At 67.6% G+C, this 23,629-nt stretch carries 22 protein-coding genes and 1 riboswitch; of the genes, 12 read left to right on the top strand and 10 right to left on the bottom strand.

All coding sequences use genetic code 11. The features are described from left to right. Positions 1 to 176 precede the first annotated feature (176 nt). The 4 genes from ABE485_RS02435 (at position 177) to ABE485_RS02420 (ending at position 2,976) form a co-directional block, all read left to right on the top strand. A complete protein-coding gene (locus tag ABE485_RS02435) occupies positions 177 to 1,097 on the top strand; it encodes a branched-chain amino acid transaminase (RefSeq protein ID WP_346513180.1) in 921 nt (306 codons plus the stop codon). Between the two features lie 75 nt (positions 1,098 to 1,172). Then, positions 1,173 to 1,394: a zinc-finger domain-containing protein gene (locus ABE485_RS02430; protein ID WP_057287358.1), complete on the top strand. Its 222-nt coding sequence runs from the start codon at positions 1,173 to 1,175 to the stop codon at positions 1,392 to 1,394. Between the two features lie 41 nt (positions 1,395 to 1,435). After that, the gene (locus tag ABE485_RS02425; RefSeq protein ID WP_346513179.1) at positions 1,436 to 1,858 is read left to right on the top strand and encodes a YybH family protein; all 423 of its coding nucleotides are present in this window, start codon (positions 1,436 to 1,438) and stop codon (positions 1,856 to 1,858) included. Between the two features lie 17 nt (positions 1,859 to 1,875). Beyond that, positions 1,876 to 2,976, top strand: coding sequence for a YheT family hydrolase (locus ABE485_RS02420; protein ID WP_346513178.1), 1,101 nt, complete (start codon positions 1,876 to 1,878; stop codon positions 2,974 to 2,976). Positions 2,977 to 2,997: 21 nt separating this feature from the next. Here the strand turns inward: ABE485_RS02420 and ABE485_RS02415 are convergent, their stop codons facing one another. After that, the gene (locus ABE485_RS02415) at positions 2,998 to 4,521 is read right to left on the bottom strand and encodes a M48 family metalloprotease (protein WP_430795382.1); all 1,524 of its coding nucleotides are present in this window, start codon (positions 4,519 to 4,521) and stop codon (positions 2,998 to 3,000) included. A gap of 56 nt (positions 4,522 to 4,577) precedes the next feature. Between ABE485_RS02415 and galU the strand changes: the two genes are divergently transcribed. Beyond that, positions 4,578 to 5,429 carry a UTP--glucose-1-phosphate uridylyltransferase GalU gene (gene galU, locus ABE485_RS02410; RefSeq protein WP_346513176.1) on the top strand — a complete coding sequence of 284 codons (852 nt, stop codon included), beginning with the start codon at positions 4,578 to 4,580 and terminating at the stop codon, positions 5,427 to 5,429. A 44-nt stretch (positions 5,430 to 5,473) separates the two neighbouring features. Here galU and ABE485_RS02405 read toward each other — a convergent pair whose 3' ends face one another. The 5 genes from ABE485_RS02405 to ABE485_RS02385 form a co-directional block, all read right to left on the bottom strand. Next, positions 5,474 to 6,346: a cytochrome c oxidase assembly protein gene (locus ABE485_RS02405; protein WP_346513174.1), complete on the bottom strand. Its 873-nt coding sequence runs from the start codon at positions 6,344 to 6,346 to the stop codon at positions 5,474 to 5,476. Between the two features lie 109 nt (positions 6,347 to 6,455). Beyond that, the gene (locus ABE485_RS02400) at positions 6,456 to 7,559 is read right to left on the bottom strand and encodes a porin (protein ID WP_346513173.1); all 1,104 of its coding nucleotides are present in this window, start codon (positions 7,557 to 7,559) and stop codon (positions 6,456 to 6,458) included. 51 nt (positions 7,560 to 7,610) lie between these two features. Then, entirely contained in the window at positions 7,611 to 10,409 is a 2,799-nt protein-coding gene (gene mgtA, locus ABE485_RS02395; RefSeq protein ID WP_346513172.1) for a magnesium-translocating P-type ATPase, read from the bottom strand. Between the two features lie 426 nt (positions 10,410 to 10,835). Beyond that, positions 10,836 to 11,168, bottom strand: coding sequence for a hypothetical protein (locus ABE485_RS02390; RefSeq protein WP_346513171.1), 333 nt, complete (start codon positions 11,166 to 11,168; stop codon positions 10,836 to 10,838). A 436-nt stretch (positions 11,169 to 11,604) separates the two neighbouring features. After that, positions 11,605 to 12,612, bottom strand: a complete 1,008-nt coding sequence (locus ABE485_RS02385; RefSeq protein ID WP_346513169.1) for a sodium:calcium antiporter — start codon at positions 12,610 to 12,612, stop codon at positions 11,605 to 11,607. A gap of 105 nt (positions 12,613 to 12,717) precedes the next feature. Continuing rightward, positions 12,718 to 12,849, bottom strand: a riboswitch (yybP-ykoY riboswitch). Between the two features lie 141 nt (positions 12,850 to 12,990). Here ABE485_RS02385 and ABE485_RS02380 point away from each other — a divergent pair. Beyond that, positions 12,991 to 14,334, top strand: coding sequence for an aminopeptidase P N-terminal domain-containing protein (locus ABE485_RS02380; protein WP_346513168.1), 1,344 nt, complete (start codon positions 12,991 to 12,993; stop codon positions 14,332 to 14,334). 18 nt (positions 14,335 to 14,352) lie between these two features. Here the strand turns inward: ABE485_RS02380 and ABE485_RS02375 are convergent, their stop codons facing one another. Further along, positions 14,353 to 14,817, bottom strand: coding sequence for an NINE protein (locus ABE485_RS02375; RefSeq protein ID WP_346513167.1), 465 nt, complete (start codon positions 14,815 to 14,817; stop codon positions 14,353 to 14,355). A gap of 78 nt (positions 14,818 to 14,895) precedes the next feature. On the opposite strand from ABE485_RS02375, the gene ABE485_RS02370 reads away from it, so the two are divergent. The 6 genes from ABE485_RS02370 (at position 14,896) to ruvA (ending at position 20,421) form a co-directional block, all read left to right on the top strand. Further along, positions 14,896 to 16,065, top strand: a complete 1,170-nt coding sequence (locus ABE485_RS02370) for a UbiH/UbiF/VisC/COQ6 family ubiquinone biosynthesis hydroxylase (protein WP_346513165.1) — start codon at positions 14,896 to 14,898, stop codon at positions 16,063 to 16,065. Positions 16,066 to 16,180: 115 nt separating this feature from the next. Continuing rightward, a complete protein-coding gene (gene dusB, locus ABE485_RS02365; protein WP_346513164.1) occupies positions 16,181 to 17,206 on the top strand; it encodes a tRNA dihydrouridine synthase DusB in 1,026 nt (341 codons plus the stop codon). Between the two features lie 36 nt (positions 17,207 to 17,242). Beyond that, a complete protein-coding gene (locus tag ABE485_RS02360) occupies positions 17,243 to 17,482 on the top strand; it encodes a helix-turn-helix domain-containing protein (RefSeq protein WP_006217670.1) in 240 nt (79 codons plus the stop codon). Positions 17,483 to 17,583: 101 nt separating this feature from the next. Continuing rightward, positions 17,584 to 19,173: a bifunctional phosphoribosylaminoimidazolecarboxamide formyltransferase/IMP cyclohydrolase gene (purH, locus tag ABE485_RS02355; RefSeq protein ID WP_346513163.1), complete on the top strand. Its 1,590-nt coding sequence runs from the start codon at positions 17,584 to 17,586 to the stop codon at positions 19,171 to 19,173. Next, a complete protein-coding gene (gene ruvC / locus ABE485_RS02350) occupies positions 19,173 to 19,721 on the top strand; it encodes a crossover junction endodeoxyribonuclease RuvC (protein WP_056568849.1) in 549 nt (182 codons plus the stop codon). Before purH ends, ruvC begins: the two co-directional genes overlap by 1 nt. Positions 19,722 to 19,848: 127 nt before the next feature. Next, positions 19,849 to 20,421, top strand: coding sequence for a Holliday junction branch migration protein RuvA (gene ruvA / locus ABE485_RS02345; protein ID WP_346513162.1), 573 nt, complete (start codon positions 19,849 to 19,851; stop codon positions 20,419 to 20,421). A 4-nt stretch (positions 20,422 to 20,425) separates the two neighbouring features. On the opposite strand, the gene ABE485_RS02340 is transcribed toward ruvA, so the two are convergent. From ABE485_RS02340 to ruvB, 3 genes are all read right to left on the bottom strand, one after another. Next, positions 20,426 to 21,367 (bottom strand): complex I NDUFA9 subunit family protein, encoded by a 942-nt coding sequence (locus ABE485_RS02340; protein ID WP_346513161.1) that lies wholly within the window; start codon positions 21,365 to 21,367, stop codon positions 20,426 to 20,428. 92 nt (positions 21,368 to 21,459) lie between these two features. Continuing rightward, positions 21,460 to 22,425, bottom strand: coding sequence for a threo-3-hydroxy-L-aspartate ammonia-lyase (locus tag ABE485_RS02335; RefSeq protein ID WP_346513160.1), 966 nt, complete (start codon positions 22,423 to 22,425; stop codon positions 21,460 to 21,462). 108 nt (positions 22,426 to 22,533) lie between these two features. Beyond that, positions 22,534 to 23,607 (bottom strand): Holliday junction branch migration DNA helicase RuvB, encoded by a 1,074-nt coding sequence (gene ruvB / locus ABE485_RS02330; RefSeq protein WP_346513159.1) that lies wholly within the window; start codon positions 23,605 to 23,607, stop codon positions 22,534 to 22,536. Positions 23,608 to 23,629: the final 22 nt, after the last annotated feature.

Raw genomic sequence — 23,629 nt, 5'->3', positions numbered from 1 at the left:
GCGGCAGTCCGTTCGCCCGCCGGAATCAGGATGCGCGGGCCAGATGCCCCACGCCGGTGCGCGAATAGGCGCCTATTGTAACCTCGTCGCTTGATACAATAGCGGCCTCAAGATTCTTGACCCCTTGGGGCCTGGCGCGCTGCGGCAGGCCTGGCGCGCACTGTGTGGAGAAGACCATGTCGATGGCTGACCGCGACGGTTTCATCTGGTATGACGGCAAGCTCGTTCCATGGCGAGACGCAACGACGCATGTCCTGACGCATTCGTTGCACTACGGACTGTCCGTCTTCGAGGGCGTGCGCGCGTACCGCTCGGAACTGGGCACCGCGATCTTCCGCCTCGAAGACCACACCAACCGCCTGTTCAATTCAGCGCACATCTACCAGATCCCCATGCCGTTCGATCGCGACGCGATCAACGAGGCCCAGCGGCAGGTCGTGCGCGAAAACGGCCTTGAATCCGGCTACCTGCGCCCCCTCGTGTTCTACGGTCCGGAAAAGATGGGGGTTTCGCCCAAGGGCGCCAAGGTACACGTGGCCATCGCCGCCTGGCCCTGGGGCGCCTACCTCGGCGAAGAGGCCATGTCGCAGGGCATCCGGGTCAAGGTGTCGTCGTTCGCCCGCCAGCACGTGAACGTCACGATGCCGCGCGCCAAGGTCGCCACCACCTACGCCAACTCCATCCTGGCCAATACCGAGGCGCTGCAGGACGGCTACGACGAAGCACTGCTGCTGGACACCGACGGCTTCGTGGCCGAGGGCTCCGGCGAAAACCTGTTCCTGGTCAAGGACGGCGTGCTCTGCGAGCCCGAGATCGCTTCGGCGCTTACGGGCATCACAAGATCCACCATCCATGCGCTGGCGGCCGACTGCGGCCTGCGCGTGGTGACCCGGCGGCTGACCCGCGACGACGTGTACATCGCGGACGAGGCCTTTTTCACGGGAACCGCCGCGGAAGTCACCCCGATCCGCGAGGTCGACAACCGCCAGATCGGCTCGGGCCGGCGCGGCCCGATCACCGAGATGTTGCAGAAGGCATTTTTTGACGTGGTGAATGGCCGCAACCCGAAGTACCATCACTGGCTAAGTAAAGTCTGATTCGCGCGGCCTTGCGACGCAGGGCCGCATCATTGTTGCAACCTGCCGTATATCGGTTTTTTTTCAGGAATATCCATGACCGCTGCTGCTCCGGCCGCCGTCCCCCACGCTCACGAAGTCATCGAGGTTGGCGGCGAAGACCTCCCCGTGTTCTGTCCCGGCCCCAAGGCGCCGCTCTGGAGCATGCACCCCCGCGTCTTCCTGGACGTGGCCCGCACCGGCTCCGCCAGCTGCGCCTACTGCGGCGCCGAATACCGCCTGAAGGCGGGCACGGTGCTGCACGGCCACGGGCACTGAGCCTTTCGCCCCACACAACACGCTTAACCGTTTCAGCAGCCATGTTCGCCACGCCCGAAGAAGCAGAGCACGCGTTCTACGAAGCCCTTGAGCAGGCGGACAGCGTCCGCCTGATGCAGGTGTGGGCCGACGACGAGGAAGTCGTCTGCATCCATCCGGGGGGCCTGCGCATCGTCGGCCACTCGGCGGTGCACGAATCTTGGCAACAGGTGCTGGCTAACGGCCCGCTGCATGTCCGGCCCCTGCGCCCGCTCGTCATGCTCAGCATGATGTGCGCGGTGCACGTGCTGGTCGAGCAGGTGGCGGTGCGCACGCGCGAAGGCACGCAGTTTGCCAACTGCTACGCAACCAACATCTACCACAAGGGGCCGACCGGCTGGCGCATGGTGATGCACCATGCCTCGTCGGCGCCCACGGAAGCCGGGGTGCTCGATTTGCACGACGTACCCGACATGCTCCATTGAACCGGGTGGATTCCTAGTTGGCCGCTGCTCGTCTTGATACAACGCCCTGCCCCGTCCCTCCCTGGCTGCCAGGGGGCGACAGCCAGACGGTGTACGCCGCCCTGTTCGCGCAGTACCACCGCATCGCATTCGTGCGCGACCGCGTGGACACGCCCGACACCGATTTCGTCGACTTCGACTGGACCGGCCCGGGCCTGTTCCCGCACAAGGCCGCCGACGGTGCGCCGGTCAGCGGACAGCGGCCGGTCGCCAACGGCAAGACCGCCGCGGCCAGGTGGATGACGGACGCGGACTGGAAATCGCTTCCCCAGACGCCCGACACGCCGGCCCTGATCCTGTTCCACGGCCTGGAAGGCGGCAGCAACAGCCGCTATGCGCAATCCATCGCGCACCACTTCCGCGCGCGCGGCTGGATCGTCGTGATCGCGCATTTCCGCGGCTGTTCGGGCGTGCCCAACCGCCTGGCGCGCGCCTATTATTCCGGTGATTCCGCCGAAGTCGGGTTCCTGCTGGAAACCGTGCGCAAGCGCATTCCTCACGCCCGCTGGCATGCCGTGGGCGTATCGCTTGGCGGGAACGCGCTGCTGAAATACCTGGGCGAACACCAGGAAGACACCACCTGGCTGACGGCCTGCGCGGGCGTTTCCGTGCCGCTGGACCTGGTGGCCTGCGGCAAGACGCTGGCGACGGGCATCTTCAACCGGCGGGTATACACCGCGCATTTCCTGAAGACGCTCAAGCACAAGGTGCTGGAAAAGGCGCATCGATTCCCCGGGTCCATCGACGTCATGCGGATCGCCCACGCGCACGACCTGCGCGAATTCGACGACACCTACACCGCGCCGATGCACGGCTTTCGCAATGCCCTGGACTACTGGACGCGGGCCTCCAGCAAGCCCTGGCTGCCCAAGATCTCGGTGCCGACGCTGGTGCTCAATGCGCGCAACGACCCCTTCATTCCCGCGGCGTCGCTGCCCAAGCCCGAGGAATGCGCGTCGGGCATCCTGCTGCACCAGCCCACCGACGGCGGCCACGCGGGCTTTCCCACCGGCGGCTTTCCCGGTCACCTGAACTGGCTGCCCCAGCGGCTGGGGCGTTTCTTCGAAACCGGCCTGTAGGATGGGGGCGCGCCAGGCGCGTCAGCCCGACTTGAAGCGCTCAAGCAGTTGGCGCTCTTCAGCCAGCTTGTCCTTGACTTCCTTGATCTGCACGTCGATCTGCGATTGTTCGTAGAAGTCGGTGGACAGGCCGCGCGCCTGCTGCAGTTGCGACTCGGCGGCCGCGTAGGCGCCCGTCATGACGTAGTAGCGCGCCAGGTCCCGCCGCGCCTGCACCGGCTTGCCGTTGCGCTCTTCGCTCTGCGCCAGCATCTGGTAGAGGCTCGGCTCGTCGCTGCCCCATTGCTTGATCCGGGCGCGCAGGAAATCCTGGGCGTCGGCATGGCGACCGTTGCCTTGAAGCGCCTGGGCGTAGGCGATCGCCAGCGCGCGGTACTCGGGCCAGCGCTTGATGCCCGCCTGGGCCAGGGTCAGCGCGCGCGGATAGTCCTTGCGCGCCATGGCGATATCGATGCTCAGCTTGGCCAGCTGCGGCGAGCTGCGGCCGTCGGCGGAAGCCAGGTTCCAAAAGCGTTCCGCCTCGGGCAGGTTGTTGCGCTGGAATGCCTGCAGGGCCAGGCCGTAATAGGCGGCGGATTGCCGCACGCCCGACAGCGCCTGGGCCTCGTCCTGCAACTGCTGCCCGGCCGAACGCAGGCTGACCGCGTCCCTGCCCTGCACCACGCGCATCTTGGCGCGGATATACCAGTAGTCGTCGCTGTCGATGTGGCGGGTCGCCGGCATGGACCTGGCCCGGTTCTGGACGTCGGACATGCGCTCGATCGACAGCGGGTGGGTGCTGGCCCATGAACCGCCGCCAGCCCCTTCGTTCAGGCGGGAGGCGTTCATCAGGCGCGCGAACATCTGGGACATGCCTTCGGCGTCGTAACCCGCCTTGGTCAGCATCTGGAGCCCGGCGCGGTCGGCCTCGCGCTCCGCATCGCGGGAAAAGCCCAACTGGCGGTTGATGGCCGCGGCCTGCCCGAAGGCGGCCACGCCCACGGCGAGATTGCCGCCGCCGCCCGCAAGCGCCGCGAGCAGCGCGCCCGCCAGGCTGGCGAGCATCACCATGCTGTTCTGGTTCTGCTGCGTCATGCCCCGCGCGATGTGGCGCTGCACGACGTGCCCGATTTCGTGGGCCAGCACCGCCGCGAGTTCGGATTCGCTGGTCGACGAGACGATCAGTCCCGTATTGACGCCGATGAAGCCCCCGGGCATGGCGAAGGCGTTGATCTCGGGGTCGCGCACGCCGAACATCTCGACTTCCGGCACGGCGCCCGGGGCGAACGCCGCCAGCTTGCGCCCCATGGTCGTGAGGTACTGGCTGAGCTCGGGATCATCGACATAGGTCGGATCGCGCCGGCCCTGCGACATGATGGCTTCACCCAGGCTGCGTTCCAGCATGGGGGAGAGTTCCGCCGCCGACGCGGCGCCCATGGTCGGCAGGCCCACGGGCTGGGCCCAGGCGGCGACGGGAATGGCGGGGACGGCAAGGACTGCGCAAAGGCCGGCAATCGCGCCCTGTTTCGCAATCGAGCAAATGGATGGCATTTTCCTGCGGTTCATAAGCCTATGATAGCGATGAGCTTAAAATGTTTCATCGAATCTTCAACGAGGTATCAATGCGTCCCGTCCGTAAAGCCGTTTTCCCCGTCGCCGGCATGGGCACGCGCTTCCTGCCCGCCACCAAGGCGATGCCCAAGGAAATGCTGCCCGTCGTCGACAAGCCCCTCATTCAGTACGCGGTGGAAGAAGCCGTCGCCGCCGGAATCACCGACCTCATTTTTGTGACTGGCCGCAACAAGCGCGCCATCGAAGACCATTTCGACTCCGCGCCCGAACTGGAATCCGACCTGGAAAGCAAGGGCAAGCACGAGCTTCTGGCCATGGTGCGGGGCATTCTACCCGCGCACGTGAATTGCCTCTATATCCGGCAATCCGCCCCGCTGGGCCTGGGTCACGCCGTGCTGTCCGCCGCCCCGGCCGTGGGCGACGAGCCCTTCGCGGTGCTGCTCGCCGACGACCTGATCGACGCCGACACGCCGGCCATGAAGCAGCTGGTGGACATTGCCGTGTCCAGCAACGCCAGCGTGCTGGGCGTCCAGGACGTGCCCCGTGCGGACACCCGCAAGTACGGCATCGTGGCCACGCGCCCCGGCGACGCCAATGCCGACGGCCGCACCGAACGCGTCACGCACATCGTCGAAAAGCCCGAGCCCGATGCCGCGCCCTCCACCCTGGCGGTCGTGGGGCGCTATGTCCTGGAAGCGGCAATCTTCGATCACCTGCGCTCGACCAAGATGGGCGCGGGCAACGAGATCCAGCTGACGGACGGCATCGCCTCGCTGATGCGCGAGCGCGCCGTGTTTGCGCACCGCTTCGAAGGCGTGCGCTACGACTGCGGCAACAAGGCGGGGATGTTCCAGGCGACCGTGGCGCTGGGCAAGAAGTACCACGGCCTGGTGCCGGAATAATGCCGGTACGCGCGCCGGACAACCGGCGCGCGGCGGTGAAAGGGTCAGGCGGATAGCGCCGCGCGGGCCTTGGCGCGCGCGCGCGCATCGCGGTCGGCCTTGCGCAGGCGTCCCTTGGCGGACAGGCGCATCAGGGTTCCCAGGGCCACCATCAGGCCGATCACTTCCACCAGCGCGGCCGGTATCCACATGGTCAGGCCGCCGATCGTCTGGTCGGTCTGGGCGGACATGGCAATGGCCCGGCCGCACAATTCAAACAGCGGGTAGATGTCGCTTTCCGTGAAGGCGATGACGGCGCCCGCCACCATCTGCGGCAGCATGGTCGCCACGGGGGAAATCACGCGGCCGCCGGGCGACATGGCCGCCGGCGGCGCTGGCCGGCGGTCCAGGATCAGGTTCCAGTACATGAAGCCGCTGATCACCACCGACCAGTTCATGAGCCGGTACAGGCGCCAGTCCAGCATGGAATAGAACTGCACCGACGGTATCAGCCAGACCAGCACCAGGAAGACGAACAGCGCCGGGACGAAGATCTTGTTGGTAAGCACCGCGACGGTCGCACGGCCGGGTCCGGTGCGCAGGAAGTCGCGCAGGCGGATGCGCCAGGCCATCGGCAGCCCCGCGCGCATGACCTGTCCCGGGAAGGCCGCCATCACCAGGAGCGGCCCCAGATGGTGCAGCACCAGGTGCTGGATGCGGTGAATGAAGAACATACGCTCGGCGTAGTAGTCCAGCCGGGTGTGCATCGACAGGTACAGCAGCACCATGCCCGTCCAGAAGAGGACCTGGCGCGCGCGCGTCACATGGTGTACCCGCTGGCCGCGCACGAACAGCGCGATGGCCACCAGGAAGGAAGCCACCAGCGTGGGAGAGAACTCCCAGGGTACGAGCCATTCGAGACTATCCATGCGGGCCATCCGATGAACGACGGAAAAGACAGGGACGGACGCCGTGCGCCGCTCTGCGCCGATTGTAGTAGACCCCGAAGTTCCGCGCTCCCGCGCGGCGCCCCGGTCTTTCGGGCGTTCAGAAGTGGTGCGAAATGCCCGTTCCCAGGCGCGTGGTGTGCGAATGCGCCGGATCGAACTGGTTGTCCAGCGTGTAGTTCGCCGCGTAGCCGGCAAAGGCGTAGAGCGTTGTTCTGGGGGACAGGTCGTAGGTATAGCCCAGCGTCACAACCTGCGCATTGCGCGCCGTCATGCCGTTGGCCCAATGCCAGTCCGGCCTGGCCAGCGACCACTGCACCAGGACGGCGCCCGGCCCGACCGGAACACTGGCCCCGACCAGCCAGGCGTTGACGGTGCCTCCCTGCACGAAGGCCGACGGGCCGAGGCCCAGGCCCAGGCCGTCGGGGTCTCCGCCATCCAGTCCGACATAGCCATTGCGCTGGCGCGACCAGGCCAGCGACAGCTTGACGACCTCAAAGTCATACGACGCGCCGAGCTGCACGGCCTGCGGACGCCCCTGGCTGCCCGCTGGCGGTTCCGCCAGGCGCAATTGGTCCCATGTGGCCACCGCCAGCAGTGGGCCATCTTCGTACTTCAGGCCCAGGCTCAGCGCGCGGTTGTTCTGGTTGGTGCGAAACCGGTCCTGTCCGTCGGCGTCGAAGGCGTATCCGACACCCGCCTGGAACCCGCGCCATATCGGCGAGTAGTAGTTCACCATGTTGCTGAACTGGTAATTGTCGGACGCCTTGAAGGTGGCTCCCATGCCCATATCCTTCCACGATGCGATCTCCAGCGCATTGCCGTAGGTCTGGCCGACGGTGTACTGGCGGCCCAGCCGCAGGTCGCCATAGCGCTCATGGCCCAGGCCCACCCAGGCGCCGTAGTTGAACAGGCTGCTGTCGTCCGCCGCGTTGCCGGTGGACGGATCAAAGCCGCTTTCGAGCTGGAATCGGGTGCGCCAGCCCCCGCCCATATCTTCGGTTCCCTGCAGTCCCCACAGGGAATCCGTCAGGCCGCCGTCCAGGAAGCCGCTGCGGCTGCCCTGCCCCGATACGTTCGTTACCGCCACTCCGCCGTCCACCACGCCATAAAGCTGCAGGCCGGCGCTGTCTTCGGCGGCCAGGACGGCCAGCGGCTGGACGAGGCTGCCCGCCATCAAGGCAGCGCAAAATGCGATTCTCATGCTGCTCTCCCGCTAAGGCGGCGGGCCGCGCCCGCCGCCTGGTGATTCGACCTATTGCCAGCCGTAGCGGCGGATCCAGATACCCTTGAGCAACTGTGTCAGGACGCAGTAGCCGAGCAGGATGCCCACCAGCCACGGGAAGTAGCTCCAGGGCAGCGCCTGCAGCTGGAAGTATTCGGCCAGCGGCGAAAACGGCAGCAGCAGGCCCAGCGTCACGACCATCAGCGTCATCCCCATCAAGGGCCAGGAGGCGCGGCTTTGCAGGAAAGGTATCCGGCGCGTGCGGATCATATGCACGATCAGCGTCTGCGACAACAGCCCTTCGACGAACCAGCCCGACTGGAACAGCGTCTGGTGTTCGGGGGCGTTGGCCTGAAACACGTACCACATCAGGGCATAGGTGGCGATGTCGAAGAGGGAACTGATCGGGCCGAAGAACACCATGAACCGGCCCAGCCCGTCCGGATCCCATTGCTGGGGCTGCTTCAGCAATTCTTCGTCGACATTGTCAAACGGTATCGCCGTCTGGGAGATGTCGTACATCAAATTCTGCAGCAGCAGATGGATGGGCAGCATCGGCAGGAAGGGCAGGAACGCGCTGGCCACCAACACCGAAAACACGTTGCCGAAGTTCGAGCTGGCCGTCATCTTCAGGTACTTGAGCATGTTGCAGAAGGTCTTGCGGCCTTCGATCACGCCGTCCTCCAGCACCATCAGGCTTTTTTCCAGCAGGATGATGTCGGCCGCCTCCTTCGAGATATCCACCGCCGAATCCACCGAAATGCCCACGTCGGCCGCCCTCAGGGCGGGCGCGTCGTTGATGCCGTCCCCCATGAAGCCCACGGTGTCGCCCTGGGCGCGCAGGCTGCGCACGATGCGCTCCTTGTGGGCGGGCGTCAGGCGGGCGAACACGTTGGCCTCGCGCACGGCGATCGCCAGTTGATCGTCGTCCATGGCGTCGATCTCGGCGCCCAGGCACACTGCCCGGACGTCAAACCCCACTTCCCGGCAGACCTTGCGGGTCACCAGTTCCACATCGCCCGTGAGTACCTTGACCTCGATGCCCGAAGCCTTCAGCGCCGCCAGCGCGGGGCCGGTGGACTCCTTGGGCGGGTCCAGGAAGGCGATATACCCCACCAGCACCAGGTCGGATTCGTCCCCTACGCCATAAGACTGCTGCGTGGGCGGCATTTCCTTGACGCCCACGGCGATGACGCGCAGCCCGTCGCGGTTCAGCTCGGCCGTGACCCGGCGGATATCGGCGCGGCGCGCGTCAGTGAGCGGATGCTCCTCGCCGCCCACGCGCAGGCGGGTGCAGGCCTCCAGCATTTCCTCCAGCGCGCCCTTGCAGATCAGTTCGTGATGGTCGCGGCCGTTTTCGGTCTCATTGACCACCACGGACATGCGCCGCCGCGAGAAGTCGAAAGGAATCTCGTCGACCTTGCGATAGCGGCCCGCCAGGTCCAGCCGCCGCTCCACCTCCGCGTGCTCCAGCACCGCCACGTCTAGCAGGTTCTTCAGGCCGGTCTGGTAGTAGCTGTTCAGGTAGGCATAGGCCAGCACATCGTCGCTGTTGACGCCATACACATCGGTGTGGCGCTCCAGCACGATGCGGTCCTGCGTCAGCGTGCCGGTCTTGTCCGTGCACAGCACGTTCATCGCGCCCAGGTTCTGGATCGCATCCAGGCGCTTGACGACCACCTTGCGGCGCGACATGCGCACCGCGCCCTTGGCCAGCGTGGCCGTGACGATCATCGGCAGCATCTCGGGGGTCAGCCCCACCGCGATGGCCAGCGCAAACAACAGCGCTTCCAGCCAGTCGCCCTTGGTGAAGCCGTTGATCAGCATGACCACGGGCGCCATGACCAGCATGAACCGGATCAGGACCCAGCTCACGCGGTTGATGCCCTGCTGGAACTGCGTGGGCGCGCGCGAGGTCTGCGTGACGCGGCCCGCCAACTGGCCGAAATGGGTGTCCGCGCCGGTGGCGACGACGAGCGCGCTGCCGGAACCGCTGACGACGTTGGTGCCCATGTACGCCATGTTTTCCAGTTCCAGCGCGTTGCCGGTCTGGGTGCGCGGGGCCATGTGCTTTTCGACGGGCAGCGATTCGCCGGTCAGCGCAGCCTGCGCGATGAACAGGTCCTTGGCGTTCAGGATGCGGCAGTCCGCCGGGACCATGTCGCCCGCGGACAGCAGCACCACATCGCCGGGCGCCAGCTCCGCCAGCGGCACTTCCCGCTGATGCGAACCGGTGGCGTGCAGCGTGGCGCCAAACACGCGCCTGCCGCCGCCTTCCGCGGGCATGCCGTCGGCGTCGCTGCGCAGCACGGTGGCCGTGTTCTGCACCATGGCCTTGAGGGCTTCGGCGGCGCGGCTCGAGCGCCGTTCCTGTACAAAGCGCAGCACGGTCGAGATCGCCACCATCGAACCGATGATCACGACCGCAGTCCAGGACTGATCTTCGGAGGCCGCCATGCGCACGTCGGTCAGCCAGGACAGCCCGGCCAGCACGGTGAGCAGCAGATTGAACGGATTGCGGTACGACAGCCACAGGTGGGCCGGCCACGACAGCGGCTTTTCGTGGTCGACCTCGTTGGCGCCATGGCGTTCGCGGGCGGCCCGCGCCTGGCTTTCGGACAGGCCGCCCCAGCCGCTGCCGAACAGCGCGAACAGGGAATCAAAACCCATCCGTGACATGTCCACCATGCGCTGGCTGGCGCGGCGCGCGGCGTCGGACTGCACCGCGGCATCGCCGCCTTGCTCCAGGATGGGGGCGCGGCGGAAGTGGCGGCCGGTGCGCCGCAGGCCCGCGGCGGACGAAAAGAAGGACTTCAGGAACGTAAACATTGGAGTGCTCCGTTTTTTGGTGTTGTTGTTGGAGACACGGACGACCCGCCCGGTACGGTCGCGCGCAGGCCGCGGCGGGCCGCGGCGTTCGAGGGGGGAACGCCGCCAGGCCGCCGCGTACGGGCGTGCGAAGGCGCCGGAGCAATGTTGCCGGTGTCCGGATCGCGTCGATGGCGCGCCGGGTGCGGAAAACGAAGGGGAGCTAGCGGGGGAATCGGATCCGGGCAATGCGGCGCGCAAGGCGCGGGCGAGGCCGGGGATTCTGGGCTGCGGACTCCGTACGGACCGGGATGACTATCCGGCCGGTCGGCTCGCAGGGAGAGGACAGGTCAGACGGGCATGCCGGAGCCGCGCACTGGGCGCAATCGAGGCTCAGGGTCTAAGGCGCTGGGCATGTGATTCTCCGAAGAATGGGTGGGGATGGCTTCAGGCCATCGCGGCTTGCGCGCCGAAATGCACGTGGCGCACGGCAGGGTTGGCGCTCAGGCGGCGCGCTTGCGACATCAGTTCCGCCCGCAGTTCGGGGGGGCAATTGACGGTGATGCAAGCCGACGCGAGGTCCGGGTCCTTGCCCTGATCGATCTGCACCTGCGAGACGTCCAGGCCGGCGGCGCTGAAGTCCAGGCAGATCTGCTTGCGCAATGCGCCCAGCTCGCCGCGCGGACAGACGACCGTGAGCCGCGAGGTGCCGCGGCGGCGGCCCAGGGCGGTGGCGCGGTCCACGCCGGCGCGGCGTAGGAACAAGTCGAAGAAACGCATAACGACCTCCATTGCAGGAATGGGGAGCGTGATCGCGAACACGTGCGCAGCCGGACGGCGCCTGGGCGGCGGGCACGACAAACGTGCACGAACGCTGGCGCTGCGACTAGCGGCGGTTCTGGCGGTTTACGTTGGGGAGGGTCCCGGCAGGCCAAGCGCCTGCGCTATTACCCAGGCGTGTGCCTGGAGCTTGGGATACGCCGCAACCTGAATGACAGGATGCGGCAGACGGAGATCTGCGTGGTTCCTGTCAGACAGCGACGTCGATGCAAGATCGACAACTTTCGCCGGAATCGGTATTCACGAAGACTGCTCCTGGGATGGATAACAGAAGGATTTTACGCGGGTTTCCACTGATGGACAAGGGTTATGCGCATTTCGGACACAAGGACGAGGCGGTAATCGGGCAAACGCGGCAACGCTTGCCCGGGTTCCGTCAAAAGGCGTAGAAATGCCAGCCCAGATAGCCCGCAAAAACGGCGTACAGGCCGCCCACCGCCGACAGGGCCGGCACGCTCATGGCCGACCGGCGGAAGCGCAGCCACAAGAGGCCGATGGACAGCATCGTGAACAGGCCCGCCGCCAGCAGGGGCGCGTCGAGCAGCCACGGCGTCATGAAGATCCCGAGCGCGCTGGGAATCGTGGCCTGGATCATCATCGCGCCGGAAATATTGGCCAGCGCCAGGCGCTCCTTGCCCTGCCGCACCCAGATCAGCGCATTCATGATCTCGGGCAGTTCGGTCGCCACCGGCGCCAGCAGCAGCGCGGCCACGTGCGGCGACGCGCCCATCGCCACGCCCAGGAGTTCGATCTGGTTCACGAACACGTGCGAGGCTCCGGCGATCACCACCAGCGCCATGATCGTCTGCGCGGCGGCCCAGAACATGGTGGGGTTTTCGTCGCGCGGACGCAGCTTGAGCGGCTCCAGGTCCTCGCAATCCAGGGATTCCTCGTCGTTGCTGAGTTGGCGCTTGATGTAGAGGCCGTAGGTGACCAGGAACACGAATCCCAGCCAGGGCTTCCAGGCAAACGCCAGCAGGCCCAGCCCCACCTTGAAAATGAAGATGCCCATGAACCAGGCCTGGTCGCGGGCCAGCCTGCGCTGGTCCGCGTTGATACAGTTGGCCTGCGCCGGTTGCCCGCGCCGCGCGCGCCACAGGGCCAGGCCGACCACGGCATAGGCCAGCGTGGCCAGCACAAGCGGGCCGCCCATCGCGGCGCCGACGCCGATGTCCTTCTGCTCGGGGGTGTCGCCGAACACCACGGCCATGAAGGTGACGGCGCTTTCCGGCAGCGCCGTGCCGAAGGCCGCCAGCACCGTGCCGGTGGCGGTGGCGCCAAGCTGGAAGCGATGGCCGACCCATTCGACGCCGTTGACGAAAAATTCGCACGCGACGTAGATCACTGCCGCGGACAGGAAGAACAGAAACAGGGTGAGCAACATATGAACGCAGCCGGACGAGCAGAAACCATTGGCGCGACGCTGCGGCTCGCCCGGCCAGGGTGAACGCAACGCGGCCAAAGGTCTCGCCTGGCTGATCCACGCGGCGGGCTTGCCGCCTGCATGGAAACCGTTAGCGCCATGGGGTACTAGTCGCTGCTCCGCAGCGCTGAACCACCAAGTCTGTTGACGCTAACTCCTTTGGGGACAAAGGATGGCTACTCCCCAATGACAGAGCGGCGATTGTAGCAGCGCAAAGCGGAAGGTCCAGTGAAACCCGCGACGGCATCCCGGAATCGCGCACGGGGTGTTGCATTCGCGGGATGGCGGGTAAAGTAAGACCCATCTTCCGCCCTTGCGGGGCTTGCGCCCCGGCCCGCCATGAGCCTGCCTCCCGACGATATCGCCCCTTTCGCCGCGCGGCGCCAGCGCCTGATGGAGCGCATGCGCGCGGACGGCGGCGGCATCGCCATCCTGGCGACGGCGCCCGAGGCCGTCCGCAACCGCGACGCGGAATATCCGTACCGGCACGACAGTGATTTTTTCTACCTGACGGGCTTCACCGAACCCGGCGCCTGGCTGGTGCTGATCGCCGGCGCGTCCGACAAGGCGGTGCTGTTCTGCCGGCCGCGCCATGTGGAACACGAAATGTGGGAAGGCAAGCGGTTCGGTCCCGAGGCCGCCGCCGCCCATTTCGGATTTGACGACGCCCATCCCGTCGATGCGCTGGACGAGCTGGTGCCCGCGCTCATGCTGGACCACGCCACGCTGTACGCGCCGCTGGCGGGCGACAAGCGCACGGACGGCCGCCTGCACCGCTGGCTGGCCGCGGCGCGCGAGGCCAGCCGCGGCGGCCACGCCCCGCCCGCTCGCCAGCAGGACATCCGGCCGTTGCTGGCGGACATGCGGCTGGTCAAGGACGCCACGGAGATCGCGGCCATGCGACGCGCGGCGAAAATCTCGGCCGGCGCGCACACCCGCGTCATGCGCGTGGCCCGGGCCGGCATGCGCGAATACGAGATCGAGGCCGAACTGCTCTACGAATTCCGCCGCCATGGCGCACAGTCGGTGGCCTACAACAGCATCGTCGCCGCCGGCGCCAACGCCTGCGTGCTGCATTACCCGGCCGGCGAAGCACTGCTGCGCGATGGCGACCTGGTCCTGGTCGATGCGGGCTGCGAGGTGGACAGCTACGCCAGCGACATCACTCGCACCTTTCCCGTGAACGGCCGCTACAGCGGCCCCCAGCGCGCGCTGTACGACCTGACGGTGGCGGCGCAAGAGGCCGCGGCGCAGGCCACCGCCCCCGGCCGCACCTTCAACGACGGCCACGAGGCCGCCCTGCGCGTCCTGGCCCAGGGCATGCTGGACCTGAAGCTGCTGAAGGGCTCGCTGGACGGCGTGCTGGAATCCGGCGACTACAGCCGCTTCTACATGCACCGCACCGGACACTGGCTGGGGCTGGACGTCCATGACGTCGGCGACTACCGCCAGCCCGGCGGCGCTCCCGGCGCGGAAAGAGCCTGGCGCAAGCTCGAAGCCGGGATGATGCTGACCATCGAGCCGGGGATCTACGTGCGCCCCGCCGACGACGTGCCAGAGGCCTACTGGAATATCGGCATCCGCACCGAGGACGATGCGCTGGTCACCGACGAAGGCTGCGAACTCATTACGCGCGGCGTTCCGGTGCAGGCGGGCGAGATCGAGGCGCTGATGCGCGAATAGCGCCGGGCCGCGCCCGGCCTAGAGCACGTAGCCGTCCAGCCAGCCCATGGCCACCCAGACGTAGACCACCACCATGGCGATGGCGAACATGGAGACGATGGCCCCCACCAGGCAGGCCAGGATGGCGACGAGCACCGGCCCCCAGCCCGTGGAGGACACCTTGCCCTGGCCGGGATTGCAAAGGCGGTCGAATTTCTCGTCGGACATCAGCGAGTACACCGCGCTTTCGATGAACCCGTCGATCATGGGAATGAACAGCAGGAAGAAGGCGGGGTTGTCGTACCAGACCGGATAGAAGCGGACCGCGCAGAACAGGCTGGCCGAGGCGAACACGGTCACCAGCCAGGCGTGGCGGCGGCCCAGGTACCACCAGTGCGCCCCCACCGCGCCGAACAGGCAGGCCAGCAGCCCGACGGCGACCTTGCTGCGCGGGCGGCGGGCGGATACGGCGGAAAGCGGAGATGAAGCCTGAGCCTGCGTCATGTCGATCAACCGGGTAAGGGGCCATGGCGCCAAGCCGCGCCGGCTGCCCGGATTGTAGTGGACGGTTAAAATCCGGGCATGACTTCCTCCGCCTTCGACATTGCGATTCTTGGCGCCGGCCCGGTGGGCCGCGTATTGGCCCTGATGCTGGCGCGCGTGGCGCCGGATCCGGCGCGCATCGCCCTGCTCGCGGGAAGCGCGGCCGCCCCGGTCACCCAGGCTGCGGCAGTGCCGGCGGCGGATCCCCGCGTGCTCGCCATGAACCACGGCAGCCGCGTGCTGCTCGAATCGCTGCATGCCTGGCCCGAACGTTCGGCCGACATCCGCAATATCCATGTGTCGCAGCGCGGCCGGCTGGGCCGCACGCTGATCCAGAACACCGATTTCGGCGTGCCCCAGCTGGGCAGCGTGGTCGCCTATTCCGGGCTCTACGCCAGGCTGGACGAATGCGTCGCCGCCTCGGGCGTCTCGGTGCTGTCCGGCCCTGCCGCCCAGATCGGCCGGCAGGACGCGGAAGGCGTGCGCATCCAGCAGGGCGACGCCGAACTGCTGTGCCAGGTGGCCGTGCAGTCTGACGGCGCCGGCGCCACCGACGTGCGGCGCGACTACGACCAGCATGCCGTGCTGACCACGGCGCATGCCACCCTGCCCCGCCGCGGCTGGGCCTGGGAACGCTTCACCTCCGAAGGGCCGCTGGCCCTCCTGCCGCATCCGCTGACGCCGGATGCCTACTCCGTGGTGTGGTGCGCCGCGCCGGACCGCGCCACCGAACTGGCCGCCCTGGACAACGCCGCGTTTTCGCAGGCGCTGTCGCAGGCCTTCGGCGACCGCCTCGGCCGCCTGTCCAGCCACGCCCCCCGCCATGTCTTCCCGCTGGCGCTGGCGGCCCGCCGGGCCCAGGTGCATGGCCGCGTGGCGGCCATCGGCAATGCCGCGCAGACGCTGCATCCCGTGGCAGGCCAGGGCTTGAATCTTGGGCTGCGAGATGCCGCCCGCCTGGCCCAGACGCTGACTCCCTGGCTTGCCCATCCGCAAGGCAATCCGGGCGCCGCCCTGGCCGAATTCGCCCAGGCGCGCCACATTGACCGCTTCATCACCGCCGGCCTCACCGACCTCATGCCGCGCGCCTTCGCGACCGGCCTTGCGCCGGTGGAGCATGCCTGCGGCCTGGCGTTGTTGGGGATGGATCTGGCCTCCCCCCTGCGCGCGCCGCTGGCCCAGCACCTGCTGCAGGGCTTTCGCGCCTGAATCCCGCCGGTTCCGGCCCTGGAAACGGGCCGGACCGCGCGTTTTCGTTCCCCATTCGGACCCCGGCGTGGGCGCCACAAAAATGGGGTTCGTTCGAGCCGGTTAAAATGTGAGCATGCGCATAGGTCAGTGGACCCTCCCCAACAATGTTCTGGTCGCGCCCATGGCGGGCGTGACGGACCGTCCTTTCCGCCAGCTTTGCAAGAAGCTGGGGGCGGGCTATGCCGTGTCGGAAATGGCGGCCAGCAATCCCAAGCTCTGGGACAGCGTCAAGACCTCGCGCCGCCTGAACCACGACGGCGAGATCGCCCCCATTTCCGTCCAGATCGCCGGGGCGGATCCCGCCATGATGGCCGAGGCGGCGGCCTTCAACGCCAGCCGGGGCGCCCGGATCATCGACATCAACATGGGATGCCCGGTCAAGAAGGTCTGCAACGTGGCCTCCGGGTCCGCGCTGCTGCGCCACGAAGACCTGATCGTGCGGATCCTGGATGCCGTGGTGGCCGCCTGCACGCCGCTGGGCGTGCCGGTCACCCTGAAAACCCGCACCGGCTGGGACCGCGACAGCCGCAATGCCCTGCAGGTGGCGAAACTGGCTGAAAACGCCGGCATCGCCGCCCTGACCCTGCATGGCCGCACGCGGGCCGACCTCTATACGGGAGAGGCGGAATATGACACTATCCGCGCCGTCAAGGCCGAACTGACCATCCCCGTGATCGCGAACGGAGATATCGACTCGCCCGCCAAAGCCAGGCACGTCCTGGATTACACTGGCGCCGATGCGGTCATGATCGGCCGGGCGGCTCAGGGCCGTCCCTGGATCTTCCGCGAAATCGACCACTACCTGCGCACGGGCGAATCACTGGCCCCTCCCTCCTATGGGGAAATGCGCGAGCTGCTGCTCGAACATCTCGACGACCATTACCGGTTCTACGGCGAGCACACCGGCGTACGCACGGCGCGCAAGCACATAGGGTGGTATGTGGACGGCCTGCCGGGCGCGGATTCGTTCTGCGCCCGCATGAACCAGATCGACAACACCCGCGACCAGTGGCGGGCGGTGGCGGAATGGTTCGACATCATCTCGCGCGACGGCAGCAGCAACCCGGCGCCGGTCGCAGAAGCCCTGCTGGCGGCATAACCGCCTCAACACCAACATAAAAATATCTGTACTCAAATGAGCAAGAAAGATGTCCTGGAAGAATGCGTGCGCGCCAGCCTGGAGCGCTATTTCGAAGACTTGGGCGAATCCGAGCCTCACGACATGTGGGACATGGTCATGCGCTGCGTGGAGCGCCCGGTGCTTGAAGTAGCGCTGGAGCGGTCGGGCGGCAACCAGTCCCGGGCCTCCGAGATGCTGGGCATCACCCGCAACACCCTGCGCAAGAAGTTGCTGGCGCACAATATCCAGGTATAGCTTTCCCCGCGCGGGCGGCGGATGCATCGCGCCGCCCCTCCCCCAGATTTCCCATCCGACCAGAACGAGAAAGGCGCCCCCGCCCCACTCCGTCCCTCATCATGAAAATCGAAACCGCCCTGCTTTCGGTGTCCGACAAGACCGGCATCGTTGAATTTGCCCGCGCCCTGGCCGCGCGCGGCGTGCGCCTGCTGTCGACCGGCGGCACCGCCAAGCTGCTCGCCGACTCCGGCCTGACCGTGACCGAAGTGGCCGCCCACACCGGCTCGCCGGAGATCCTGGACGGCCGCGTCAAGACGCTGCACCCGAAGATCCACGGCGGCCTGCTGGCCCGCCGCGACAGCGCCGAGCACATGGACACCATCAAGGCGGCGGGCATCGATCGCATCGACATGCTGGTGGTCAACCTGTACCCGTTCCGTGAAACCGTCGCCAAGCCGGACTGCACGTTCGCCGACGCGGTCGAGAACATCGACATCGGCGGCCCGGCCATGCTGCGCGCCGCCGCCAAGAACCACGGCACCGAAGCCGGCGGCGTCACGGTCGTGATCGACCCGGTCGACTACTCGCGCGTCCTGGCCGAAATGGACAAGGGCGGCAGCACCTCGTACGGCCTGCGCCTGGCGCTGGCCGCCAAGGTCTACGCCCACACGGCCTCGTACGACGGCGCGATCGCCGCCTACCTGACCAGCCTGGCCGACGCCGAGCCCGCGCAGGACGCCGCGCCCACCCGCAACGAATGGCCGGGCACGCTGACGCTGCAGGTCAAGCAGGAGCAAGCGCTGCGCTACGGCGAAAACCCCCACCAGAGCGCCGCCTTCTACGTGGACGCGCAGCGTCCGGCCGGCCTGCTGGGCAATTACCGCCAGCTGCAGGGCAAGGAACTGTCGTACAACAACATCGCCGACGCGGATGCCGCCTGGGAATGCGCGCGCAGCTTCGAGGCGCCCGCCTGCGTCATCGTCAAGCACGCCAACCCCTGCGGCGTGGCCGTCGCGGCCGACACCCTGGGCGCTTACCAGCAGGCCTTCAAGACCGACCCGACGTCGGCCTTCGGCGGCATCATCGCCTTCAACCGTCCGGTGGACGCCGCCACGGCCGAAGCCGTGAGCGCCCAGTTCCTGGAAGTGCTGCTGGCGCCCGCCTACGACGGCGCCGCCCTGGCCATCCTGGCCGCGAAGAAGAACGTGCGCGTGCTGGAAGTGCCGATGGGCACGGGCCAGAACGCCTTCGACATCAAGCGCGTGGGCGGCGGCTGGCTGGTGCAGACCCCGGACGCCTACAACGTGCCGCGCGACGCCCTGAAGGTCGTCACCAAGCGCCAGCCCACCGAACAGGAAATGAACGACCTGTCGTTCGCCTGGAAGGTCGCCAAGTACGTCAAGTCCAACGCCATCGTGTTCGTCGGCGGCGGCATGACGCTGGGCGTGGGCGCCGGCCAGATGAGCCGCATCGACTCGGCCCGCATCGCCTCCATCAAGGCGGAAAACGCCGGCCTGACCCTGAAGGGCTCGGCGGTGGCGTCGGACGCGTTCTTCCCGTTCCGCGACGGCCTGGACGTGGTGGTCGCGGCGGGCGCGACCTGCGTGATCCAGCCCGGCGGCAGCGTGCGCGATGACGAAGTCATCGCCGCGGCCGACGAGCACGGCATCGCCATGGTGCTGACCGGCACCCGCCACTTCCGTCACTGATGCGCGTCCTCGGCATCGATCCCGGCCTGCGCCGCACCGGCTTCGGTGTGATCGATGCCGACGGCTCGCGGCTGCGCTACGTGGCCAGCGGGACCATCGTGGTCCCGCCGGCGCTGACGCTGTCCGAACGCCTGAAAGTCATCCTGGACAATCTGCGCCAGGTGGCGCGCGACACGCAACCCGACGTCGCCGCGCTTGAAATCGTCTTCCTGAACACCAATCCCGCGTCCACCCTGCTGCTCGGGCAGGCGCGCGGCGCCGCGCTGTGCGCGCTGGCCGACAGCTCGCTCGCGGTGCACGAATACACCGCGCTGCAGATCAAGAAGGCCGTGGTGGGCACCGGACGCGCCGCCAAGGAGCAGGTGCAGATGATGGTGCAGCACCTGCTGGCGCTGGATGGCGTGCCCGCGCCCGACTCGGCCGACGCGCTGGCCTGCGCGATCTGCCACGCCCACGTGGGGCCGCTGCAGGACAAGCTGGAACGCCTGGGCAGCGCATTGCGCATGGGCGGCAAGACCCGCATCCGCAACGGCCGGCTGATCGGCTGATTCCCCGTTTTCGTTTCGCCTGCCAGGCCGCGCCGCGCCCCCGGTCCGGCCCGCAGGCCCGTCCGCACGTATAGAATCCCGGCATTCGCCGCGGGTTCCGCGGCCCCACCTTTGCCAGGCCTACACCATGATCGGACGCATTACCGGAACCCTGATCGAGAAACTGCCCCCCACGATCTGCGTGGACGTCGGCGGACTGGGTTACGACATCGACGTGCCCATGAGCACGCTGTACGCGCTGCCGGAAACCGGCGCCCGCGTCACGCTCTACACGCACCTTACCGTGCGCGAAGACGCCCACATCCTGTATGGCTTCGCGTCAGCCAACGAGCGCAGCGCGTTTCGCGAGCTGATCAAGGTCAGCGGCATCGGCGCCCGCACGGCGCTGTCCGTGCTGTCCGGGCTGTCGGTCGCGGACCTGGCCCAGGCCATCACCCTGCAGGAATCGGGCCGCCTGACCCGGGTTCCGGGCATCGGCAAGAAAACCGCGGAACGGCTGCTGCTGGAAATGCGCGGCAAGCTGGGCGCGGACATCGGCGCGTCGGCGCACGTTATCCATGACAACCAGTCCGACATCCTGAACGCGCTGCTGGCGCTGGGCTATTCGGAAAAAGAATCCCTGTCCGCACTGAAGACGCTGCCCGAAGGCGTGGGCGTGTCCGACGGCATCAAGCAGGCCCTCAAGGCGCTGGTGCGCTAGGGCACTAAGGCCGGCGGGCGTTCCAGGGCTCTGCCTGCTGCAGGTAGCGGGGCGCGACGGCCTCCAGCCCCGTGGGCACCACATGCAGCTCCGGCGCGATCGGCCCGCTGCAGATGTTGTCGCGCCGCAGGGAATCCAGGTTGTCGCGCGACATCAGGGGCGTGCCGGGCATGCATTCGAACAGCCTGGCCTGCATGCGGCCCACGCCCATGGGGATGCTGATCACGGGCCGGGGGTGGCCGCTCCAGGCGGCGCACAGGCGCGCAATCTCGCCCAGCGTGTAGACCTGGGGCCCGCCCAGCTCATACGTCTTGCCACAGGTGTGCGTATCGGCCAGCGCGGTCTCCATGGCGGTCACCACGTCGCCCACGTACACCGGCTGCATGCGCACATGCGCGCCGGCAAGCGGCAGCACGGGCAGCCAGCGCGCCAGCGACGCGAACATATTGGTGAAGTGATCGTCCGGGCCGAACAGCACGGAGGGCCGGAAGATGGTCCAGCCGCCGTCGCGGCGGTCATGGAAGGCCTGTTTGATGGCGGCCTCGCCGTCCCCCTTGGAGCGCTGGTACATGCTGTCGCCGCTGGAGTCGGCGCCGAGCGCGCTGACGTGCAGCAGGCGGTGCACGCCGTGCCGCAGGCAGGCCTGCGCAATACGCTGCGGCAGGTGCACATGGGCGCGCGCGAAGTCCGATCCGTAGGGCCGGCCCGAGTTGCCATGCAGGATGCCCACCAGGTTGACGACCGCATCGCACCCTTGCACCAGGCGGTCCAGCGCGGCATCGTCGTGGATGTCGGTCTGGAGCAGGGTGACGGTGGGAAGCAGCTGCAGGTCGCGCCCGCGCACGATGAGGCGCGTGGGCACGATGATCTGATGCTGGTCCGCGCAAAGCCGTGCTACCAGGTGGCGACCGATGAACCCCGTGCCGCCGATGACAAGGATACGCATGCCGCAGCCCCCTGTTCGTCAGGATCGAATTCCGATTCTGCCCTGCAAGGTCGACAATCGCAAGCGCGCTGGCGGCAGGCCGCCTGCGCGCGTCAGGCCGCCAGCAGCCTGGCGTAGGCCGGAAGATCGACGTTGCCGCCGCTGATGATGACGCCGACCCTGGCCCCGCGCACCGGCACCACGTTCTGCATGACCGCGGCCGCGGCCAGGCAGCCCGTGGGCTCCACGACCATCTTCATGCGCTCGGCGAAGAATTTCATGGTGGAGACCAGCTGCTCATCCGTCACCGTGACGATGTCGCGGACGTACTTTTGAATGAGCGGGAAGGTCAGGTTGCCCAGGTGGGTCGTGGCGGCGCCGTCGGCCAGCGTCTTGGGCGCGGGGATTCGGACGATTTCGCCCTTGCGCAGCGACTGCTGGCCGTCGTTGCCGGCTTCGGGCTCGACGCCGTAGACCAGGCAGCGCGGGCTGAGCGCAAATGCGGACAGGGCCGACCCCGACAGCAGGCCGCCGCCGCCCAGGCACACGAACAGGTAATCGAGTTCGCCGACTTCCTCGAAGAGTTCCTTGGCCGCGGTGCCCTGCCCCGCGATCACGTCTTCGTGGTCGTACGGCGGGATCAGCGTGGCGCCGGTCTCGGCCTGGATGCGGCGGGCGATTTCTTCGCGGTCTTCGGCATAGCGGTCATAGGTGACGATCTTGCCGCCGTAGCCTTCGGTGGCCGCGCGCTTGGCCGCCGGGGCGTCCAGCGGCATGATGATCGTGGCCTGCACGCCCTGCAGCCTGGAAGCCAGCGCGATGGCCTGCGCGTGGTTGCCCGACGAAAACGTCACCACGCCGGCCGCCCGCTGTTCGGGCGTCAGGCGCGCGATGGCGTTGTATCCGCCGCGGAACTTGAAGGCCCCCATGCGCTGGAAATTCTCGCACTTGAAGAACAGCGACGCGCCGGCGATGGCGTCGGCCGTGGCCGAGGTCAGGACGGGCGTGCGGTGTGCGTTGCCGGCCAGGCGCTCGCTGGCGCGCGCGACATCATCATAGGTGGGCAATTCGGGCTGCATGAAATTCGGTCCTTTGATCGCGAGGGAGAAACGAAACCCTCGGATCATAAACCCGTCCGCGCCGTTTGCGCGCCGTCCGGATGCATGACGGCGCGCGGCGCCGCGCCGCTATTTCCCGAACAGGTCGCCGCTGCCGCCCGTCGTGCCTGCCGGCGGGGTCAGGCCCAGGTGCCGCCAGGTGGTCAGCGTGGCCGTGCGCCCCCGCGGCGTGCGCTGCAGGTAGCCGTGCTGGATCAGATAGGGTTCGATGACGTCCTCGATCGTGTCGCGCTCTTCGCCGATGGCCGCGGCCAGGCTGTCCACGCCGACGGGACCGCCGTCGAACTTGTGGACGATGGCTTCGAGCAGCTTGCGGTCCATCAGGTCCAGGCCCTGCGGGTCGACCTCGAGCATGGCCAGGGCGCGGCCGGCGACGTCGGCGTCGATGGTGCCGCCGGCCTTGACCTCGGCATAGTCGCGCACGCGGCGCAGCAGGCGGTTGGCGATGCGCGGCGTGCCGCGGGCGCGGCGCGCCACCTCGCCCGCGCCGTCGGGAGTGATGACCGCGTTCAGCAGGCCGGCGCTGCGCGTCACGATACGCCCCAGGTCGTCCGCGTTGTAGAACTCGAGCCGCGAGACGATGCCAAAGCGGTCGCGCAGCGGGTTGGTCAGCATGCCGGCGCGCGTGGTGGCGCCCACCAGCGTGAACGGCTGCAGGTCCAGCTTCACGCTGCGGGCCGCCGGCCCTTCGCCGATCAGGATGTCGATCTGGAAGTCTTCGAGCGCGGGGTAGAGGATTTCCTCGACCACGGGCGACAGGCGGTGGATCTCGTCGATGAAGAGAACGTCGTTCTTTTCAAGGTTGGTCAGGAGCGCGGCGAGATCGCCCGGGCGTTCCAGCACCGGCCCCGAGGTCTGGCGCAGCTGCACGCCCATTTCGTGGGCGATGATGTGCGCCAGCGTGGTCTTGCCCAGGCCCGGCGGGCCGAACAGCAGGACGTGGTCCAGGGCCTCCTGGCGCTTGCGGGCCGCGGCGATGAAGATCTCGAGCTGCTCCCGGGCGCGCTGCTGTCCGACGTACTCTTCCAGCGCCTTGGGCCGCAGCGCGCGTTCGATCGACTCTTCGTTGGGCGACACCGGCTGCGGCGCCACGATACGGGGAGCGTCGGGACGGGAGGAAAGCGAATCGGACTGGATGGCCATGGTGCGGAAACGACAAAGGACG

Origin of the sequence: Achromobacter spanius, from assembly GCF_039673305.1 — a bacterium.
Taxonomy (GTDB): Bacteria; Pseudomonadota; Gammaproteobacteria; order Burkholderiales; family Burkholderiaceae_B; genus Achromobacter; species Achromobacter spanius_F.
Note: the sequence above shows the minus strand (reverse complement) of the source record. Positions and strands in the feature narration are given on the sequence as shown.

Bases quoted from the DNA above. Each gene is read 5' to 3' on its own strand.
- ABE485_RS02335 (WP_346513160.1), bottom strand. From the start codon at position 22,425: ATGCAGCCCGAATTGCCCACCTATGATGATGTCGCGCGCGCCAGCGAG.
- ruvA (WP_346513162.1), top strand. From the start codon at position 19,849: ATGATCGGACGCATTACCGGAACCCTGATCGAGAAACTGCCCCCCACG.
- dusB (WP_346513164.1), top strand. From the start codon at position 16,181: ATGCGCATAGGTCAGTGGACCCTCCCCAACAATGTTCTGGTCGCGCCC.
- purH (WP_346513163.1), top strand. From the start codon at position 17,584: ATGAAAATCGAAACCGCCCTGCTTTCGGTGTCCGACAAGACCGGCATC.
- ABE485_RS02380 (WP_346513168.1), top strand. From the start codon at position 12,991: ATGAGCCTGCCTCCCGACGATATCGCCCCTTTCGCCGCGCGGCGCCAG.
- ABE485_RS02375 (WP_346513167.1), bottom strand. From the start codon at position 14,817: ATGACGCAGGCTCAGGCTTCATCTCCGCTTTCCGCCGTATCCGCCCGC.
- ruvC (WP_056568849.1), top strand. From the start codon at position 19,173: ATGCGCGTCCTCGGCATCGATCCCGGCCTGCGCCGCACCGGCTTCGGT.
- ABE485_RS02430 (WP_057287358.1), top strand. From the start codon at position 1,173: ATGACCGCTGCTGCTCCGGCCGCCGTCCCCCACGCTCACGAAGTCATC.
- ABE485_RS02435 (WP_346513180.1), top strand. From the start codon at position 177: ATGTCGATGGCTGACCGCGACGGTTTCATCTGGTATGACGGCAAGCTC.
- ruvB (WP_346513159.1), bottom strand. From the start codon at position 23,607: ATGGCCATCCAGTCCGATTCGCTTTCCTCCCGTCCCGACGCTCCCCGT.
- ABE485_RS02390 (WP_346513171.1), bottom strand. From the start codon at position 11,168: ATGCGTTTCTTCGACTTGTTCCTACGCCGCGCCGGCGTGGACCGCGCC.
- ABE485_RS02340 (WP_346513161.1), bottom strand. From the start codon at position 21,367: ATGCGTATCCTTGTCATCGGCGGCACGGGGTTCATCGGTCGCCACCTG.
- ABE485_RS02400 (WP_346513173.1), bottom strand. From the start codon at position 7,559: ATGAGAATCGCATTTTGCGCTGCCTTGATGGCGGGCAGCCTCGTCCAG.
- ABE485_RS02385 (WP_346513169.1), bottom strand. From the start codon at position 12,612: ATGTTGCTCACCCTGTTTCTGTTCTTCCTGTCCGCGGCAGTGATCTAC.
- ABE485_RS02425 (WP_346513179.1), top strand. From the start codon at position 1,436: ATGTTCGCCACGCCCGAAGAAGCAGAGCACGCGTTCTACGAAGCCCTT.
- galU (WP_346513176.1), top strand. From the start codon at position 4,578: ATGCGTCCCGTCCGTAAAGCCGTTTTCCCCGTCGCCGGCATGGGCACG.
- ABE485_RS02415 (WP_430795382.1), bottom strand. From the start codon at position 4,521: ATGAACCGCAGGAAAATGCCATCCATTTGCTCGATTGCGAAACAGGGC.
- ABE485_RS02360 (WP_006217670.1), top strand. From the start codon at position 17,243: ATGAGCAAGAAAGATGTCCTGGAAGAATGCGTGCGCGCCAGCCTGGAG.
- mgtA (WP_346513172.1), bottom strand. From the start codon at position 10,409: ATGTTTACGTTCCTGAAGTCCTTCTTTTCGTCCGCCGCGGGCCTGCGG.
- ABE485_RS02405 (WP_346513174.1), bottom strand. From the start codon at position 6,346: ATGGCCCGCATGGATAGTCTCGAATGGCTCGTACCCTGGGAGTTCTCT.
- ABE485_RS02370 (WP_346513165.1), top strand. From the start codon at position 14,896: ATGACTTCCTCCGCCTTCGACATTGCGATTCTTGGCGCCGGCCCGGTG.